This is a genomic window from Salinivibrio sp. IB868, from assembly GCF_001995655.1.
In the GTDB taxonomy this organism is placed as follows: Bacteria; Pseudomonadota; Gammaproteobacteria; order Enterobacterales; family Vibrionaceae; genus Salinivibrio; species Salinivibrio siamensis.
The window spans coordinates 107,059-125,620 of record NZ_MUEW01000001.1; the positions used below are offsets into that span (position 1 = coordinate 107,059).

At 51.4% G+C, this 18,562-nt stretch carries 17 protein-coding genes; 8 read left to right on the plus strand and 9 right to left on the minus strand.

Annotation, left to right across the window (positions count from 1 at the left end; genetic code table 11):
- Positions 1-32: 32 nt before the first annotated feature.
- The 4 genes from BZG20_RS00465 to BZG20_RS00480 all read right to left on the minus strand — a co-directional run bounded on the left by BZG20_RS00465 (position 33) and on the right by BZG20_RS00480 (position 4,919).
- The gene (locus BZG20_RS00465; RefSeq protein WP_077577772.1) at positions 33-932 is read right to left on the minus strand and encodes a DMT family transporter; all 900 of its coding nucleotides are present in this window, start codon (positions 930-932) and stop codon (positions 33-35) included.
- Positions 933-1,050: 118 nt separating this feature from the next.
- Positions 1,051-1,536: a DUF2780 domain-containing protein gene (locus tag BZG20_RS00470; RefSeq protein ID WP_227986286.1), complete on the minus strand. Its 486-nt coding sequence runs from the start codon at positions 1,534-1,536 to the stop codon at positions 1,051-1,053.
- Positions 1,537-1,636: 100 nt separating this feature from the next.
- Positions 1,637-3,241, minus strand: a complete 1,605-nt coding sequence (locus BZG20_RS00475) for an ABC-F family ATPase (RefSeq protein WP_077577774.1) — start codon at positions 3,239-3,241, stop codon at positions 1,637-1,639.
- A gap of 190 nt (positions 3,242-3,431) precedes the next feature.
- Entirely contained in the window at positions 3,432-4,919 is a 1,488-nt protein-coding gene (locus BZG20_RS00480) for a carboxypeptidase M32 (protein ID WP_077577775.1), read from the minus strand.
- Between the two features lie 110 nt (positions 4,920-5,029).
- Here BZG20_RS00480 and BZG20_RS00485 point away from each other — a divergent pair, with 110 nt between their 5' ends.
- A complete protein-coding gene (locus BZG20_RS00485) occupies positions 5,030-5,608 on the plus strand; it encodes a gamma-glutamylcyclotransferase family protein (RefSeq protein WP_077577776.1) in 579 nt (192 codons plus the stop codon).
- 79 nt (positions 5,609-5,687) lie between these two features.
- On the opposite strand, the gene BZG20_RS00490 is transcribed toward BZG20_RS00485, so the two are convergent.
- The gene (locus BZG20_RS00490) at positions 5,688-6,710 is read right to left on the minus strand and encodes an OmpA family protein (RefSeq protein WP_077577777.1); all 1,023 of its coding nucleotides are present in this window, start codon (positions 6,708-6,710) and stop codon (positions 5,688-5,690) included.
- A 272-nt stretch (positions 6,711-6,982) separates the two neighbouring features.
- On the minus strand, positions 6,983-7,684 hold the full coding sequence (locus tag BZG20_RS00495) for a DUF2786 domain-containing protein (RefSeq protein WP_077577778.1): 702 nt from the start codon (positions 7,682-7,684) through the stop codon (positions 6,983-6,985).
- 124 nt (positions 7,685-7,808) lie between these two features.
- Here BZG20_RS00495 and BZG20_RS00500 point away from each other — a divergent pair, with 124 nt between their 5' ends.
- From BZG20_RS00500 to BZG20_RS00515, 4 genes are all read left to right on the plus strand, one after another.
- A complete protein-coding gene (locus BZG20_RS00500; protein ID WP_077577779.1) occupies positions 7,809-8,705 on the plus strand; it encodes a hypothetical protein in 897 nt (298 codons plus the stop codon).
- Positions 8,706-8,808: 103 nt separating this feature from the next.
- Positions 8,809-11,175, plus strand: coding sequence for a DNA polymerase II (locus tag BZG20_RS00505; protein WP_077577780.1), 2,367 nt, complete (start codon positions 8,809-8,811; stop codon positions 11,173-11,175).
- A gap of 60 nt (positions 11,176-11,235) precedes the next feature.
- Positions 11,236-11,520, plus strand: a complete 285-nt coding sequence (locus tag BZG20_RS00510) for a DUF1289 domain-containing protein (RefSeq protein ID WP_046073180.1) — start codon at positions 11,236-11,238, stop codon at positions 11,518-11,520.
- A gap of 88 nt (positions 11,521-11,608) precedes the next feature.
- Positions 11,609-12,571, plus strand: coding sequence for an ion channel (locus BZG20_RS00515; protein WP_077577781.1), 963 nt, complete (start codon positions 11,609-11,611; stop codon positions 12,569-12,571).
- Positions 12,572-12,655: 84 nt separating this feature from the next.
- On the opposite strand, the gene rplY is transcribed toward BZG20_RS00515, so the two are convergent.
- From rplY to BZG20_RS00530, 3 genes are all read right to left on the minus strand, one after another.
- Complete coding sequence (gene rplY, locus BZG20_RS00520; RefSeq protein ID WP_046073181.1) at positions 12,656-12,937, minus strand: 50S ribosomal protein L25; 282 nt, start codon at positions 12,935-12,937, stop codon at positions 12,656-12,658.
- Positions 12,938-13,130: 193 nt separating this feature from the next.
- A complete protein-coding gene (locus tag BZG20_RS00525; RefSeq protein ID WP_046073182.1) occupies positions 13,131-14,936 on the minus strand; it encodes a DEAD/DEAH box helicase in 1,806 nt (601 codons plus the stop codon).
- A gap of 61 nt (positions 14,937-14,997) precedes the next feature.
- A complete protein-coding gene (locus tag BZG20_RS00530) occupies positions 14,998-15,459 on the minus strand; it encodes a GNAT family N-acetyltransferase (protein ID WP_077577782.1) in 462 nt (153 codons plus the stop codon).
- 288 nt (positions 15,460-15,747) lie between these two features.
- On the opposite strand from BZG20_RS00530, the gene rsuA reads away from it, so the two are divergent.
- The 3 genes from rsuA (at position 15,748) to BZG20_RS00545 (ending at position 18,502) form a co-directional block, all read left to right on the plus strand.
- Positions 15,748-16,440: a 16S rRNA pseudouridine(516) synthase RsuA gene (gene rsuA / locus BZG20_RS00535; RefSeq protein ID WP_077577783.1), complete on the plus strand. Its 693-nt coding sequence runs from the start codon at positions 15,748-15,750 to the stop codon at positions 16,438-16,440.
- 215 nt (positions 16,441-16,655) lie between these two features.
- A complete protein-coding gene (locus tag BZG20_RS00540; protein ID WP_077577784.1) occupies positions 16,656-17,864 on the plus strand; it encodes a Bcr/CflA family multidrug efflux MFS transporter in 1,209 nt (402 codons plus the stop codon).
- Positions 17,861-18,502 carry a DUF2913 family protein gene (locus BZG20_RS00545; protein ID WP_077577785.1) on the plus strand — a complete coding sequence of 214 codons (642 nt, stop codon included), beginning with the start codon at positions 17,861-17,863 and terminating at the stop codon, positions 18,500-18,502. The genes BZG20_RS00540 and BZG20_RS00545 overlap by 4 nt, the downstream gene beginning before the upstream one ends.
- Positions 18,503-18,562 lie beyond the last annotated feature (60 nt).

Here is an 18,562-nt window from a genome sequence, read left to right on the forward strand (position 1 = left end):
CACGGTCATCTGATTTCTAAGCGGGCGCGAAACTAAACACTCGCGCGTCTTCGAAAGAGACGATGCCCCATTGCATTGAACAACGCGCCAGCGACAATTAACCCGCCACCGATATATGTCCAGATCGAGGGCACTTCGTTAAATATCCATACCCCAATTAATGTCGAGAACACGATTTGAATATAGGCGTAGGCAGAGGCTTGTCCCGCTTGTTGGGTTTGCATCGCTTTAGTTAAGCCGTATTGGCCAACTTGGGTAAAGACGCCGACTAACACCAACAGCAAGGTCAGTGACAGGCTGGGCAGTACAAAAGACGGCCACATCAGCACGGTGGAAACCGGTAAGGCGATCATGGGGAAATACAAGATGATCACTGAGCTGTCTTCGGTGCGACTGAGTTTGCGCACAATCACATAGGCAATCGAGCTGCCGAATGCGCCCATTAACGCCACTACCACGCTAAAGGTAGGAAGTGCATCGTCAATGGATGCATTGAGGTTAGGTTGCACCATAATATAGAGCCCGGTTAAACACAGGGCGATACACACTAACGTCGCCCCTTGTAAACGCTCTTTAAGCAGCACGAGCCCTAGGATGGCAGTAAATACTGGGTGGGTGTATTGCAACACGGTGGCTTCGGCGAGTGGCAGCATCGTTACCGCATAATACACACACATCAATGCCATAGTTCCCAACACGCCGCGCAATAAAAGTAGCGGTTTGTTGTTGCCCCAAGGCGATAGGCCTTTGCGCCTGACATCGGTATAACTGATGATTAGCGAGACCAAGGCTCGCGATGCCACAATCTCAAACACTGGGATGCCGTTGATGCTGACATATTTCACACAGGCCGACATGAGCGCGAACCCGAGTGCAGAGAGGAGCATATAGCGGATCCCGATGGGGATCGCAGAGAGAGAAAAGGTAGGCATAATCACACGGCGTTGAACAACAAGGCGGATATGATAACGCGTCTCGATGCTTTTTTCTTGCCGGTTTGTTAAATAAACACGCGACCCTCAAGGCCGCGTGTGGAAAGCGAGTGTGAGGTTAGGGCCAAAGTTGGGTAAGGGAACTGAGCAACCCTTGACTGGCACCTTGTTGCCCAAGGTACTCAAGCACAATGGGCACAAATTGTTGAAGCGTTGCAGGGTCAATCCCGAGTTGCTGTGTGACGTCGTATAATGCACTGATGGAGCCAATGCCGCTGCTGACGCCTGAACCGCCAAGTAGCGAAGACAGTGATGTTAAATCGGGGCGGAGATTGGCAAGCTCTTGTTGGTTGTTACCGGTGAGGTTATTAGCTGCCATCGCTAACAATGCAGTAGCGCCGCCGGCGGCTTGCGTTGAACTTACATCCACTTGGTCGGTAATCGACTGGACAAGGGGAGATTGGCTGGCCTGGTCATCCGCGAATTGCGTCGCCATTTGCGTCATCACATCGGTCGTTTTATCGCCTTGGCCGAACAGTGCGTAGCTTGGTGTTGCGAAAATAAGACTTGAGAGCGTCAGAAAGGTCGCCGCGTATTTCATCATGATCATCCATTAAGCAGAAAAGAGAACCGTGATCTAGGTATAGCGAGGATCGCCGCTGAAATAAAGCACCTCAGCGGCAAAGTGTTGGCGAGTCTCAGCGTTAAGCCACGGCACGCACTTTTTCTAAATGGGCGAGGTACTCATCGTAACTGCCATTAAAGTGGATCAATTGCTGATCTTTTATCTCAATAATGTCGGTGGCCAGTGAGGAAACAAATTCACGGTCGTGGCTGACAAAAATTAAGGTGCCAGGGAATTGCTCTAGCCCTTTGTTGAGAGATTCGATGGCTTCCATATCCATGTGGTTAGTCGGCTCATCCATCACAATCACATTGATATCTTGCATCATCAATTTGCCAAACATCAGGCGGTTTTTCTCGCCCCCTGAACAGCTTTTGGCTTTTTTATTCACATCATCAGCCGAAAACAGTAAGCGGCCTAAAATGCCACGAACCATCAAATCATCGTGCTTGGCCGTACGCCACTGCGACATCCACTCAAACACGGTGAGATCGTTATCAAACTCAGCGCTGTTATCTTGCGCACAGTAACCAATGGATGCGTTCTCTGACCATTTGATCGTGCCCTCGCTTTGCGCAAGCTCACCGACCAAACAGCGTAGCAGCGTTGATTTACCCACCCCGTTTTCGCCAATAATGGCGAGACGCGAGCCGGCTTCCAGTAAGAAGTGGCCACCGCGGAACAGGGGCGAATCGTCAAAGGCATGGCCTACCTCGCGCAATTCGACCGCTTGACGATGCAGCTTTTTACTTTCAGTAAACTGGATGTAAGGGTGCACGCGACTGGATGCTTTGACTTCATCAAGTTGGATTTTTTCCATGCGTTTCGCGCGAGAGCTGGCCTGTTTGGCTTTGGAGGCATTGGCCCCAAAACGGTTAACAAAGTCTTGCAGCTCACTCAGTTCGGCTTCTTTTTTGGCATTGCTGGCCAGTAATTGCTCGCGTGCCAAGCTAGATGCTGCGACAAAGTCATCGTAGTTGCCGGGGTAAACACGAAGCTCACCAAAATCGATATCGGCCATGTGTGTGCACGTGGCGTTAAGGAAATGACGATCGTGAGAAATGATAATCATGGTGCACTGGCGCTGCTGAAGCTCACCGGCCAACCAGTTGATGGTGTGAATATCCAAGTTGTTGGTTGGCTCATCCAACAGCAAAATATCAGGATTGGCGAACAGCGCTTGCGCGAGCAGCACGCGTAGCTTCCAGCCCGGTGCGACTTGCGACATCAAGCCAAAATGCAGCTCTTCGGCAATACCCGCTTGTAGCAGAATGTCGCCCGCGCGGCTCTCGGCGGTGTAACCGTCCATTTCGGCGAACTGGCTTTCTAGTTCCGCCACGGCCATACCGTCTTCTTCGCTCATTTCCGGCAGAGAATAAATGCGCTCTCGCTCTTGCTTGATCTCCCACAGCTTGCGGTCACCCATCATCACCGTATCAATCACTGAATACTGCTCATAGGCAAATTGGTCCTGGCTGAGCTCGCCCAAGGTTTGTCCTGGTGTGACGGACACATTGCCTGCGGTGGGCGTGAGGGCACCACTCATGATTTTCATCAGGGTTGATTTGCCACAACCATTGGCACCGATTAACCCGTAGCGGTTTCCGTTACCAAATTTGGCAGAGATGTTTTCGAATAGCGGCTCGGCACCAAATTGCATGGTGATATTGGCGATTGAAATCAAAAGAGTTTCCTAGCGACTGTACTCAACCAAGGCCCGTATCGTTTATGACAAGCGATAAATTCACGGCCCAGCGAGGAGGGTGTAAAGATAAATATGACTGAGCGCGCATTGTACAGAAATGTGATGGAATTAACAGATTAACCTGAAGAAACCCAAGCCAGCTGGGCTGGCGTGGGGAATGTAGAGAGGCTTACAAATACCGCCCTTGAATGTAGTCGCGAAAGTGGGCGGGGTTAAGGGCTTCGCCGGTGGCGTCTTTGAGTAGGTTATCGGTTGAGGTGGTGCTGGCGCGTTGCCAGATATGTTGGGACAGCCAATCAAAAATCGGTGACAGATTGCCGCTGGCGATAATGCCATCCACGTCCAACTGCTGGCGCATCGCTTGCATCAATTGTGCGGCATAGAGGGCCCCCAGCGTATAGGTTGGGAAGTAGCCAAAGCTGCCATCGGTCCAGTGGATATCTTGCATGCAGCCGTTTTTGAAATTCCCGGCGGTGCTGAGGCCAAGGTATTGCTGCATTGCGTTGTCCCAGCGCTCAGGGATATGCTCGACCTCCATCTTGCCACTGATCAGATCGCGTTCAATGTCATAGCGCAGCATAATGTGCGCGGGGTAGGTGACCTCGTCGGCGTCGACGCGGATATAGCCAGGTGATACCTGAGTGAGCACGCGGTGGAGGTTTTCGACCTGAAACGCGGGATCGTCTTGGCGGTTAAAGGCCTGCTTGGCTTGCTGACAGATTAATGTTGCGAAGGGTTCGCTGCGGGCGAGCTGCATTTCAAAAAATAGGCTTTGACTCTCGTGTACGCCCATTGAGCGTGCTTGGCCAACCGGTAAACCGGCTAGGTCTTTAGGTAGCCCTTGCTCATAACGCGCATGGCCGGTTTCATGAATCACACCCATCAAGGCGGAGGTAAAATCTTGCTCATCATAGCGGGTGGTAATCCGTATATCGGAGGGTACGCCGCCACAGAATGGGTGGGTGCTGACATCAAGGCGACCATGGGCAAAACTAAACCCAAGCTGCTTCATGATTTGCTCACCTAGGGCTTTTTGTTGCGCTTGCGGGAAGGGGCCATTAGGCGTGATGGCTGGCTGCTTGGCTTGCTTGTCGACCACGGCTTGGATAGTTTCCGGCAGCCATTGTTTGAGTGCACCAAACACTTCATCAATACGCTCTGCCGTCATCCCCGGCTCATACAAATCAAGCAGCGCATCATAAGGCGAGCAAAGCTTTTGATCGGCACGAATATGAGCTTCTTCACGCGCGAGCGCAACCACCTCTTTCAAGTTTTTGGCGAAGCCTTGCCAATCGTTGTCTTGGCGCTGCTGGCGCCAAGCATGCTCGCATTTAGCCCCAGCCAAAGACTTCGCTTTGACCAAGGTGTCGGGTAACACGCTGGCCTGCTGCCACTCGCGCTTCATCTCTTCTAGACTGGCGTGTTGCGTCGTCGTCAGTGACGAGGATTTTGCGTCCACATCTGCAAACCAATCACCCAGCTCGGGTTGTGTCAGTTGGTGATGACAATACAGCGCGAGCTCTGCCATGGCTTCGGCGCGAGCCTTGTTGCCGCCTTCTGGCATCATGGTTGCTTGATCCCAACCGCAGATTGCGGCAAGGTGCTGAAAATGCGAAAGGCGCTTAAAATGTGCTTCCAGCTTATCGAGTGGTTCCATTATCACTTCCTTGTTGACAACATTGCCGGATATTCTGGCAATTTCAGTGAGAAAAGCAAGGCAGCGCCTCTGGTTCTGCCAGTGAATGCAATAAAGGAGTTTGCAACGTCATGTATCTATTTGGGTACGGCAGTTTGATGAATCCAGCCTCACGGGCGCTGACAGGCGACTCAGGGTGGGCCTGTCCGGTGACTGTCAGTGGACTTAGCCGCCACTGGAGCAATGTGAGTGAGGCATTTATCTCACCGCTGGTGGTGCTTGAAGGGGAGGGGGAATGCAACGGGGTATTGGTAAACATTGACCCACAATCACTGCCCGATTTTGATCGGCGCGAAGCGGGTTATCAGCGTTTACAGTTAGCCGAATCAAACATTGTTTTGCCCGAAGACGTTATCCTGGATGGTCCCGTGTATGTATACGTTGCTGATAAACGGCGTGCCCCAGATGCAGATAAGCCGATTGCGCAATCCTATGTGGATACGGTAATGGCAGGGTGTTTGCGCTATTCGACGGACTTTGCTCGCGCCTTTTTAACCACCACTCAGGGATGGGAAGGCGCTTATCATAACGATCGCTCAGCGCCAAGATACCCGCGGGTGGCGGGCGTGAGCGATCAAGACAGAATCGAAATAGACCGTTTGATGCAGAACCATTTACAAGGTGTTGTCGCGCCCTCCGTCAATTTTTAATCTCGCGAGCACAATGAAACAGGCCACCGCTCAAACGGTGGCCTGGTGGGCGTTTAAGTCATTTTAAGCGCGGGTGGCGTTAATTGACTTCCACGTACACGATCTCGGGCGAGGTAACCTCAACGCGGCGGTTTTGTGCGCGTCCTTCCGGCGTGTTGTTACTGGCGATGGGATCGGCTTCGCCTTTGCCTTCGACGGTGAGGCGGCTCGCATCGATACCCGCATCCAAGAACACATCTGCCACCGCTTGCGCGCGCTCAACAGACAGCTTCTGGTTATAAGCCGCAGGGCCTTTGCTATCCGTGTGACCCACAATCGTCGCGGTGGCTTGTTCGTGGCGAAGCAAGCGGTCAACCAGCGGTTGTAATGATGCCGCTGCTTGGTCAGAGAGTGTGGCTTTGTCAAAACCAAACATTTCGGTTTCGCCGGCTTCCGAGAGCACGATTGATTGTGGTTCAGCCACGGGTTGTGGCTCTGGTGCAGGCTCTGGCTCTTCCACCACTGGCTCTTCAACCATCGGCTCTGGCATTGGCTCGTGGTTAGTGCGTCCAAAGTGATACGTCATACCGACAGTGACCAAATTGTTATCGACGCTTGAGAAGTAGCCATCATCCATATCGTTGATGTGCTGATATTCAAGGCGAACGTTAAGTTTTTCAGTCGCTTGGTGATCGACACCTAACGCCCCCATCAGTGACACATCATCACGATCGCCGGCGTTGCTATTAAAGTCCCACATGGTGCCACCAAGCTTACCGTAAAGCGCCGTATCAGGTTTGAAGTGATAAGAAAACTTGGGCGCAAGTGTCAACGCAGTCAGATCGCCCGAGGCGCCAACAGTGGTACCTGATTGGTCAAATGCGGTATCAAAGCGGCCTAAGTAATCATAGGTGCCTTCGAGCGCAAACCAATCGTTGAAATCATACCCGGTGATTATCCCCGCGCCGAGCTCTGAATCTCCGCAATCGGTGTCAGTCACACAGCTATCTTCTAAAAACGAAGGACCAATGCGGCCACCCATATATAGGCCACTGTCTTGCTGTGCATAGGCGGTAGGTGCCACCGCGATTAATAACCCTAGGCTTGTCACTATTTTTTTCATGCCACTGTCTCCTCAGTAAGGATATGAAGAATTATTTTACGCATTTGCTGCTTGTTATAGGCTCACATTAGCTCATAGCAACTGGACTGCCAGCGGGCAGCGCCAATAGCCATTGATAACGTGACACTGATCCTAGGCTAGACGCCAGCGCAGTGTAACTCAACCGGAGAAAAGGGATTTAACCTTGATTTGACGAGGTTTAACACAGGTGTCTTATCGATGGGAAAGTGCTGACACAGGCCGGACATAAGCCGGCCTGTCACTCAACAAGATTATGACTTGTGGGTTCCCGTCAGACGCTTTTGAGGGCCTTGACCACTTACGGGACGACTGACTGAGATTTCACGGCCCTTTTTCATTCCACGCTCGTAGTCATCGGTCATGGCCGCCATGGCTTCTTTCAGTTGCTGCTTAAAGGTCTCGCGGTCAATATTGGCGAACTCTTTATCGATATAGCTTTTGATTTTGTCGTCGCTATCACGCGCGTCAAGCTGAGGAAGTTTATCGAGCGCGCCCTCAAGCCAGCCTGTGGTAAATGACTGTACGCGCCGCGTCACCTCTTGCGTACTGGTGCCAGTGCCTGCAAAGCTATTGCGAAACTGGCCGATATGTTCATTCATATCACGATAGACCACATCGAAGGCAAAGGCCGCAAAGATGGCACGGTCTGCATCACCAATAAACTCGGCCTGCTTTAGCCCCTTGTGATTGACGAGCACACACTCCACCTCAAACCGGCTATTGATACCGCGAATGATTTTTAAGATCGATTGGCCAATTGAAGCGGGTAATAGCTTTTCTGAGCGCGTTTTGCCCATGCTGATGAAGTCAATGTCGTCCTGGTCGAGGCCATGCTTACGCATCAGCCGCTCGGCCATTTTGATCGCCTGCGCTGCCTCATTCACATTGGCGGAATTGCTGAGCTCGAGACACTTAGCAATTTTTTTGAGCGCTTTGCTTTTCGGATCTGACATGCATACTTCCCGGAAACGAACAAACGCGTATTGTATCGCGTCCGCAAGAGACAACAAAGGGTTGAAAGAATGGGTGGCTGCGTTCGGTCTTGTTGAAAGAATCAGTAATAAGGTATGAGGACGAATGAAAAGAGCGAATCGTGTCATTGGCGCGTTAGTGGTGGTTGTGGTTGCGGTGATCAATGCCGAGGTGGGCCGCCGTGTGATTAATCAATGGATTGATCCGGCCAGTTACATTGGCCTTTGGTTGTTATCTGCCGCCGTCATGGCGTTGGTAGGGCAGCGATTTTCCCCGCTAAAGGACGTGGCCAACCGTTGGCAAGGGGAAGCTCTCGCCTCGCGTCAAATGCCGCCTTTTACCACATGGCGCCTTGCAGGCTTGCTTTTCCTGGCGGTGACCAGCGCGGTATTCGCCTGCCGATTACTTGATATCGCCACCTTGGGATTGGTCGTGGTGGCGAGTGTGCAAGGTGTCTTGGGGCTGGTATCCCGTTCAACGCATCAACATTGGTTGTGGATGGGGTTAATGTTGATTTTCGCGGGACTGGGATATTTACTCGCGCCGGGCATGTATGCCCCCAGTCCGTTAGGTATGGTGCTAGGGCTGATTAGTGGTGCTGCATGGGCGAGTTTTTGGCTACAAGTGACCCAAGGTGCTCATCAAGCCGACGTCATCGTGGCGACCAGTTTACGGATGAGTTTATTGTTGGTGCTGCCCCTAATCATCTTTACCTTACCCAATGGTTTTCTTTCGCTGCGCGGTGTTGGGTTTGCTGTCCTTGCTGGTGCATTTTTTGTGTTCGCTGTTGGGGTATTTTGGCGCATGATGGCATCAACCCAGAGATTGTTGGCACAACAGCTCATTTGGGTGGCCGTCTTGCTCGCCTTAATGAGTCTGGTGGCTTGGGATCAAAGTAGCATGATGAATATGCGACTCACTAGCGCGGCTGTGGTCGTGGTGGTTGGGGTAGTTGTCATTGGTGTTGCCGGGCGCGCTGAGGATCCCGACCAACTTACTTAGGGCTGTTTATCTATACAGTGGTTGGTGGGGTTTGTTACACTGAACGCATGACCTACACAATGCAACCGTGATAACGCCTGTGCCCTCACTCTCTTCGTCCTACATGCAGCAAGGCTTCGTGATCACGCGCCAACAGCGTGATCGTGGCCAAACCACGTCGATTGTACTGTGGCTATCGACGCCAGATGGTCCCGTAAAGCTGTGTATTGATGATCAGCAAAGCGTGTTTTTTGTGCCTCAAGAAGAAAAAGCGCGAGTGGATGCTTTACTCCCATCGGTTGACCCTCACGCTTACTGTAAAGCGGTGTCATTATCCACCTTTCAACACACCCCCGTGGCGGCTTGTTATTTCAGTAGTGTGAAGCGCGCGCAAGAGGGGCAGAGGGTGATAAGCGGGGCGGCTATTCCTTTGTATGAAGGGGATATTCGGCTCGCCGACCGCTATTTAATGGAGCGGTACATTTGTGGCAGCTTGTTGTTCACCGGTCAAGCACGTCAACGTCAAGGTTACCTAGAGGTGACGCAAGGCAAAGCGAAACAAGCAGACTACACCCCCGCATTGCATCATGTGTCTTTGGATATTGAATGCTCACAAAAAGGGCAACTTTATTCAGTGGGGCTCGCGAGTGAAAAAGACAGCCGAGTGATCATGGTGGGCAGCCCGCAAGACAATGCCCCTGATTGGATAGAGTGGGTCGATGACGAAGAAGCATTACTGAGCGCGCTAGAAAGATGGTTTGCCTATTACGATCCTGACGTTGTGGTGGGTTGGAATGTGATTGATTTTGACTTTCGCTTGCTTGTGAAGCGCGCCCACATCTATCAACGTGATCTACGTCTTGGGCGCGGCGGAGAGCGAGCTTATTGGCGGGATGGGGGGAGCAATAAACCTGGCTTTATCAGTTTATCGGGGCGGGTGGTGATTGATGGTATCGACGCACTAAAAACCGCGACTTATGGGTTTCGTTCATGGGCGCTAGAGGCGGTTGCACAAACGTTATTGGGAGAGGGAAAAGCGATTGATAATCCCCATGATCGCATGGCCTCCATCAATCGCATGTTTCATCACGACAAAGTCGCACTGGCCACCTACAACTTACAAGACTGTGTTTTAGTCAACCGTATATTTGATCACACCCATTTACTCGACTTTCTCATTGAACGATCGCGGTTAACCGGGGTGGAGCTTGACCGTGTAGGGGGCTCGGTAGCGGCCTTTACCAACTTGTTTTTACCACGCCTGCACCGATCGGGATATGTGGCGCCTAACCTTGCCAGTGAAGGGTGGATAGCAAGCCCCGGCGGTTATGTGATGGACTCAAAGCCTGGGTTGTACCACTCGGTGTTGGTCTTGGACTTCAAATCGCTGTATCCCTCTATTATCCGCACCTTCCTTATCGATCCCTTGGGGCTTATCGAAGGACTTAGAGCGCAAGAGGCAGGGCAGGACGCGGACACGGTGCCAGGCTTTCGAGGCGGCGTCTTTCATCGTGAAAAACATTATCTCCCCGCCTTGATTGATGATTTGTGGCAAGCCCGTGACCGGGCAAAAAAAGCCGGTGAAAAAGCCTTTTCACAAGCGATAAAAATCATAATGAATTCCTTTTATGGGGTGCTGGGCTCACAAGGGTGTCGGTTTTTTGATCATCGTTTGGCATCGTCGATTACCATGCGTGGCCATGAAATCATGAAAACCACCCGTGAATTGATTGAGGCGCAGGGCTTTGAGGTCATATATGGCGATACGGACTCGACGTTTGTGTCCTTGGGCGGTGAGCAATCGAGCGAACAAGCGGACCGTATTGGTCAGCAATTAGTGAGTGAAATCAATCGGTGGTGGCAAAGCCATTTACGCGACACATATGGGTTAGACTCGGCCTTAGAAATCGAATACGAAACCCATTACCAACGCTTTCTCATGCCCACCATTCGGGGTCAAGAAACGGGCAGTAAAAAGCGCTACGCCGGCCGCGTAGTAGACAGACAGTCTGGCGAGGCAACACTGGTGTTTAAGGGGTTAGAAACCGTTCGTACCGATTGGACCCCGTTGGCACAAACCTTCCAAAAACAGTTGTACCAACGTGTGTTTGATGGTGACGAAGTAGACGGGTTTATTCGCGACATCGTAGAGCGTACCAACCAGGGTGAGCATGACGATGCATTGGTCTATCGCAAACGGCTGCGCCGACCATTGGCAGAGTATCAAAAAAATGTGCCACCGCACGTGCGCGCGGCGCGGATGGCAGAAAGTGAAAACCGTAAACTTGGGCGTCCCGAGCAATACCAGCGGGGTGGCTGGATAGAATACGTGATCACGGTAAATGGCCCGGAACCCTGCGATTATTTGCGTAGCCCGATTGATTACCAGCATTATATTGATAAACAGTTAAAACCGATTGCTGACGGCATTTTGCCCTTTATCGGCAAAGAGTTTGATACGTTGGCGCTGCCGCAACTGGGGTTGTTTTAATCTAAATTTGCAATTTCGTTGCCCACCCGCTTGAATGAAAGAATCAGCAGGGAGGTCGACGTGGAACAGCTCGATTTTTTCGAGGTGCCGAACCCGTGTAAAGGCATCTGTCAGGTCAACAACAAAGGCTATTGCAAAGGATGCTTTCGCAGCCGCGACGAGCGTGTTCACTGGTATGCGTTTACCAACGAGCAAAAACGCAATGTCGTCCGCCTTTGCCATCAGCGCTACCTGCGCATCTTGCGCGCGAAAAGAAAACAGGCGCAAGACGCGGCTTTAGACGCAGAGCCCCTGCCTTACCAACCTTCTTTGTTCGATGAACTAAACGACGACTCCTCGTCTTAGTTATTTGCTTTCCCTCTCCCTTGATTGAACGGCATGTTCGCTGGCGAGTTGGCACGTCCTTTCTAAAATAGAAATAGGAGGGCGAGCGATGAGCGGTAAAGTATGTGGGTTTAAAGCGCGTAATGGGTGGCAATGTGATCAGCAAGCGGGTGAGTCCGGTCTTTGCTATTGGCATGATCCTAACATTGACAAGCGACACCATGACGTAAAAGCGGATGTAGAAGCGTGGGCAGCTTCGGGCCGGCCACTGGATGGTTTTCAGCTGGCGCGCACCAACTTGACTGACATTCATTTGGTCAATCGTGGTAACAAGCAAGGTTACTCGTGCCAAGGTGCGGATTTTTATCGTGCGAATTTAACCGAAGCCCATTGCTTTGGCCTGGACTTACGCAATGCGTCGCTAATGAAAGCGAACTTGCTGCGCGCCAACCTTAATTGTACCCGTCTCGATGGTAGCAATTTATTGGGGGCGGATATGGCGCGCACGGGGCTCGAAAATGTCGATTGGGGTGCGCAACTTAAGCAAGAGCGGTTGGCTTTTTTGGAAAAGGATCCGTCTCGGCGTCAATCTTTGTTCCAAGAATCGGAAGAGGTATGCCGCAACATCCGCAAACAATGTGAAAAACAAGGGCTGTTTGATGTAGCGGGATATTTTTTCAAAAAGGAAATGCGGTTTCGCCGTTATCAGATGCCGAAGCTCGGCTTTCAGCGCGCACTATCGAAGACGGTCGATTTGTTTTGTGGTTACGGTGAGGATCCGTTACGGGTAGTGATTTTTTCCGTATTAGTGATTGCGTCTTGTGCGCTGGCGTATTTTGCGCTGGGTACCACACAAGCCAACCCGATTTATCCGGATCTGACTGGCGTCGAAGCCCGCTTTTATGAGTTGCTGAATGCGCTGTATTTCAGTGTGGTGACCTTTACCACCCTAGGATATGGCGATATTACACCGTCTGGCTTTGCTCGCTTTATTGCTGCTTTTGAGGCATTTCTGGGGAGCTTTACCATGGCGCTCTTTGTGGTGGTGTTCGTGAAGAAGATGACGAGGTAGGGAAGGAAAAGCAGAGGAAGAACTCACAATGAAAAAGGCGCCGCGAAGGCGCCTTCTCTCATCTCATCATGATCGCAAATGCGATTAGATGCGGATGAAGTCCATGTGCTCAACTTTTGGCTTGAACGCGTGGCGCTGGATGTCTTGTGGCTTAACTTTTACTTCTTGGCCATCGATAACCAGGATGATGCCTTCGTAGAACTCAGGCTTGTCCATTTGGTTAACAACCACTGGGTGGTCAAGTGCGATTGATACAGGCTCTTGGTTGCCACCGTAAACGATCGCAGGGAATTTCTTCTGATGACGTAGGCGGCGGCTCGCACCTTTACCCTTTTCTGTACGTACTTCAGCTTCGAACTTAAACATAATTAATAACTCTCTTTAGAGTGAAAACACAGTACTGAGCGTAGCGACCTAACTCAGTACCCAAAAACGAGCGCGGATATTAGCACTGCTTGACCACTAAAACAAGCTTTATAGGCGGGATTCATCACCGCCCAAGCCGCCCACACAGTGCCTTTTGCTCGTGGAGGCGTCTTTGAATGGACCCTTAGTGCTTTCAACTCGCGTCGGATTCTGCGAAGGCTTGCCCTCGGCTTTGCGCTAACATGGCCGTTAGCCTGTCTTGGCCAATAAAGCGCTCCACATCAAAGATTTTCTGACGCAGATGCCAGAATCGGCCTTGTTTACGTGCAATCACAAAGTCGGGCGGACGAAATCGGTGCTGTGACGCGGCCACTTTGGTCGGGGCGGTGGCGTCGAAGGGGCGGTGCCGATCGACCAGGTGTGGTCGGACAAATCGTGCCAGGAAGTCTTGTTTTTGTTTTTTGCTGGCCAGCGGCCACACCTCGTGTAAATCGTTGCCCTCGTGGGTGTGATAGGTCACTTTAAGTTGTGGTTTTTGATAGCGGTTTTTGCCCGCGGTGAGGGTCATGTCGGTGCATGCGACCACGAGTGCATCCTTGAGCTTGAGTGCTTCACGGAGTGTTTTGTCTGGATCAATTAAGGGGGCGTCACATTGGTGACAGCGACGTGCGGCAATATCGTTATCGGCGCCACACTCATCGCAAAACTTGGCGCGAAAGCGGTAACCACAGATCTCGCGTTCGCCATCTTCATCCTCAAAATAGCCTTGGCACTGGCGGCCATAGTGTTCAATCAAAAAGCCATTGTCGTCCAGTTTTCCCCAAAAGCTGTTATTAAACCCGCATGCGGGGCAGGGAATCGTCACCAGCTCGCTGTCACTATCAGGTTTGGGCATGCCTATTTCTGGTTGGTACAAGTCGTAGACATTCCCGGCGTAGTCGAGAATCAAACAATCTTGCTTTCCTGGCGCGAGGCGAAGACCACGCCCGGCAATTTGTTGATAGAGACTGACCGATTCCGTGGGGCGTAAAATCGCGATCAAGTCCACATGAGGCGCATCAAAGCCGGTCGTGAGTACCGATACGTTCACTAAGTATTTGAGCGCTTTTTGTTTGAAAGCACTGATCAAGCGATCTCGCTCGATACCAGGCGTGTCACCCACGATCAACGCGGCGGAACCGTCCGGCAAATAAGAGAGAACTTCCTGCGCATGATTGACCGTGGCGGCAAAGATCATCACCCCTTGGCGTTCTTGTGCATATGCAATAATTTGTTCGACAATTTGCGGTGTCGCGCGAGGGGCATTGGCAACCACCTTCTCGAGATCCGCTTCCCGATAATAACCGTTCGCGGTGCGTGATACTTGGGAAAAGTCATAGCTAAGTAGCGGTGCATCCAGAACATGGGCAGGGGTAAGGAAGCCTTCATCAAGTAAGTGACTAATCGGCAGCTCAAAAACACAGTCACGGAAAAACCGGGAAGCAGTCGTGCGCACTTTGCCACTGGTATGGTATTGATAAATCCAGCCTTGTCCGAGTCGATAAGGGGTGGCAGTGAGTCCCAACACTTTGAGGCCAGGGTTGACCGTTTGCAGATGCGCAATGACGCGGCGATAACTACTGTCTTGGTTGTCAGGAACACGGTGACACTCATCTATCACCAGTAAGGAAAACTGGTCTGCAAAGGCATCCAAGTTTCTTACCACTGACTGAACTGACGCAAAAACCACTTTGTCGTCAGAGTCTTTGCGGCCGAGTCCAGCGGAAAAGATCCCGCCCGTTAATCCATAGCCTTCATATTTGGCATGGTTTTGCTCGACAAGTTCTTTCACATGAGCGAGCACCAGTACTCGACCTTTGGCGATACGTGCGAGCTCTGCGATCACCAAACTTTTTCCCGCACCGGTCGGTAACACGGCGACAGCAGGAGACGTATGGCGGCGAAAATAATGCAGCACGGCTTTAACCGCGTCAGATTGATAGGGGCGTAGGGTATACATAACGAAAAAACGGCCTAAATGAGGCCGTTTAGTTTACTGACTTGTGACGTCAGGTACAGAATTAAAGTCGTTTAGTCATAATGCAGTGCTGGCGGCGAGGCTGGTAATCGAACTGCTCATAGAAAAGTCGAGCGCCTTTGTTGCCAATATTGACCTCGAGGATGACGGCCACACACTCTTTTTCTTTGGCTCGCGCTTCAACGTGTGGGATCACTTGCGACCCCACGCCTTGCCGCCGCCATCTTTGTTGGATAAAGAATTGGTCTATCACACCGACGCTACCGCCGTTTTCCACGCTGAAGCTGTAAGCGACGACTAAAAAGCCAATCGTTTCGGTTTCTCCCTCATGCTCAACATCAATCAGAAAAACATCACCACGCTCGGGTTGTGAGAGCAAGGTGTTGAAAGTGGCCGTGACGGGAGTACGATCAAAGGGCAGCGCTTCGTGGTCGTGCTGTTCGTGTGACAGCGTCAATAAGGTTTCAAAGGCATCGGCGTCGGGGCGGCGAAGAGAGACAATCATGGTGTTTCCTTCTTTATCACTGATTGGTCAAGACGACCGTATCATACTCGCCAAATTGGCATGCTCAATCACCAACAATATTTTGATTAGCAGGTTGTGACAGACTCGGCGTCTCAGCAAAAAGCGTTGGGTTTTGCTTGCATTGTCATATGTCCATCACCTGGACGATGACAATCAGTTTATCCTATCACGGCGTGTTTTTCCGTCAGATCTCGTAAAACTTGATCTGTGTCTGAGCCGCAATGTGACGTATAATCCGCGGCAAACAAAGGTGCAATAAGCGGTAATATGCGATTAGATAAATTTTTATGTGAAACCTTAGGGGTGACACGAAAGCAAGCAGGGCGTGTGCTTAAAAGCGAGCTGGTGACGGTTGATGGTGAGGTGATCAAGTCGGGTGCCGTCAAAGTGAGCGATCAAGTGGAAGTGGCGTTTGAGGGACGTGCCCTTACGTTGTCAGGCCCGCGCTATTTTATGATGCACAAGCCTGCTGGCGTGGTGTGCTCGCATGAGGATGCGTTTAATCCGACGGTCTTTGTATTGCTCGATGAAGTCAATGCGGAAAAGTTACACATTGCTGGGCGCTTGGATGCGGACACAACGGGACTGCTGTTGTTTACCGATGACGGTCAGTGGTCACATCGTATTACATCTCCTAAACATCAGTGCACCAAAACCTACCGTGTGTGGCTGGCTGATCCGATCAGCGCGGAGACGGCAAAAGCCTTTGAAGAAGGGGTGATGCTACGAGGCGAGAAGCAACCCACGCTACCGGCAACCCTCGAGAAAGTTGATGATTATGAGGCACTGCTCACTATTCAAGAGGGCAAGTATCATCAAGTAAAACGTATGTTTGCGGCAGTGGGCAATAAAGTCGATGCGTTGCATCGAGAGTCAATCGGTGACTTGGTCTTAGACGAACACTTAGAGCCTGGTGAATATCGTCCATTAACAGACGAAGAGATCGCGTTACTGGGTTAACGTAGGTGACTGGTTAGCCCCGTCATTGTTGGCGCTCGGTGAGTAACGGTAAGCACAGCATGGGCTGTGCTTTTTTATTGCTCATCGAGAGGCATGTGTTACGACAACGTGACCAAAAGAAAGACATTCTTTCCCACGGCGACACAATAAATTGTTACACTTTGACCACGCTCACGTTATTTCCCTTTGTCCTGTCTTTTACGTTAAGGAGAGTTATGTCGCAATCATCGGCTGTCACGTCGTCCCCGACTCAATTAAGCTGGCTTTTGATCTTGGTGCTTGGTGCGATTGCTGCGTTGACACCGTTAGCGATCGACATGTACCTCCCGGCGATGCCAGCGATTGCCGCGGATTTAAATGCACCAAGCAGTGCGGTGAAATCAACCTTGGTTGCGTACACGGCCGGCTTTGCCATTGGACAGCTTTTTCATGGTCCGATTTCTGACAGTTATGGTCGAAAACCGGTGATGCTGGCCGGTGTGGCACTGTTTTTCATTTGTGCCGTGGTCAGTGCGATGGCTCAAGATATCGACGTACTGACAGTTGTACGTGCAACGCAAGGGTTTGCCGGAGCCGCTGCCGCCGTCATTATTCAAGCCTTGGTCCGTGATATGTTTGAGCGCGAGGAGTTTGCGCGCACCATGTCTTTTATCACCTTGGTGATGACGATTGCGCCTTTAGCGGCACCGATGATTGGTGGCTATTTGCTCACTTGGTTTGATTGGCGCGCGATCTTTTGGGTACTGGCCGGTTGGGCGTGTTTTGTGATGCTTTGCATTATTGTCCGGATCCCTGAAACCTTACCTAAACACAATCGTCCGCCTATGCGTATTGGCGCGTCATTGCGTAACTATGCCCGCATGCTTAAAACACCGTTTGCCGTAGGAATGATCTTCTGCTCTGGGTTTTCCTTTGCTGGGATGTTCTCTTTCTTAACCGCAGGCTCATTTGTTTACATTGATTATTACGGTGTGAGCGCGAAGATGTTTGGCTACTTGTTCGCGTTAAACATTGTCTGTCTGATTGTGATGACCTTTATTAATGGCCGTTTGGTGCGCAAAATGGGCTCGCATTGGATGCTGCGCTTAGGTCTGGGATTGCAGCTGGCTGCGGGGATAGCCATTGCCGTGTTCCAATGGTTAGACATTGGGCTTTGGGGCACTGTGATTCCAGTGATGATGTATGTTGGGGTAATTTCAACCATCGGCAGCAACAGCATGGCTTGCTTGTTGGCCTGCTATCCGCAAATGGCAGGCACCGCGTCTTCTTTAGCGGGGACAATGCGGTTTGGTATCGGCTCGTTGGTTGGTGCAGGGGTTGCCGTTGCTTCAGACGGTACGCCCTGGGGGATGGTTGGCGCGATCGCCCTTTGTGCGATACTCTCTGCCGCTTTCTATTGGCTAATGGCAAGCAAAGAACCATGAGTTATGTCACCGAAATTCAAACTGTGATGGCCGCCGCCTTTGACGATCTCGCGGCAGCGATCGCCGCCAAAAAAGTGGCCGATGCGCCCCATGCGCGTGAGGCGTTTCTTGGTCGTTGGGTGGCGCAAGCGGTGAAGCAACAACGTTTTCATCACAGCGTTAAAGCGGACTTACAACGCTGGACTCAACGTGCCCGCAGTGCCGGCACGCAGGCGGGTCTCGGCGCTGAATTTGCTCAAATCCAAACAGTGTATGCCGAGTGGTTTCCGGTTGGCGAACCTGCCAAGCCTGTCTACAAATCGCAATTACAGCAGTGGATTGATTGTGCGGTTGAAGCGGGTTGGTGCGTGCATACACAAGATACGATTGACCGAAAAGTGAAAATCATATCAGGTGGGCAGCATTCAATGGCCGTGTGTCCAGACGCGATGCAATCGGCTTTTGATGATGAGCAGCGCTTGGTCTCACCACTGAGCGTTTATGTCCGGGGGCCTGAGCAGGCGGTAGTAGCCTGGGCGCATCAGGCATGGATAGCACCGACGAGAGTGACTGCCTATAAATCGATCGTCAAATACCATGCTGAGTACCGTATTTGGCCGAACAATCAAGCCGATGGCTTAATGGTGATGCCACATTAATCGGAATGTCTTCGCAGATAAGAAAACGCCCTCGGGCGTTTTTTTCTGTTTTAAAGGCAC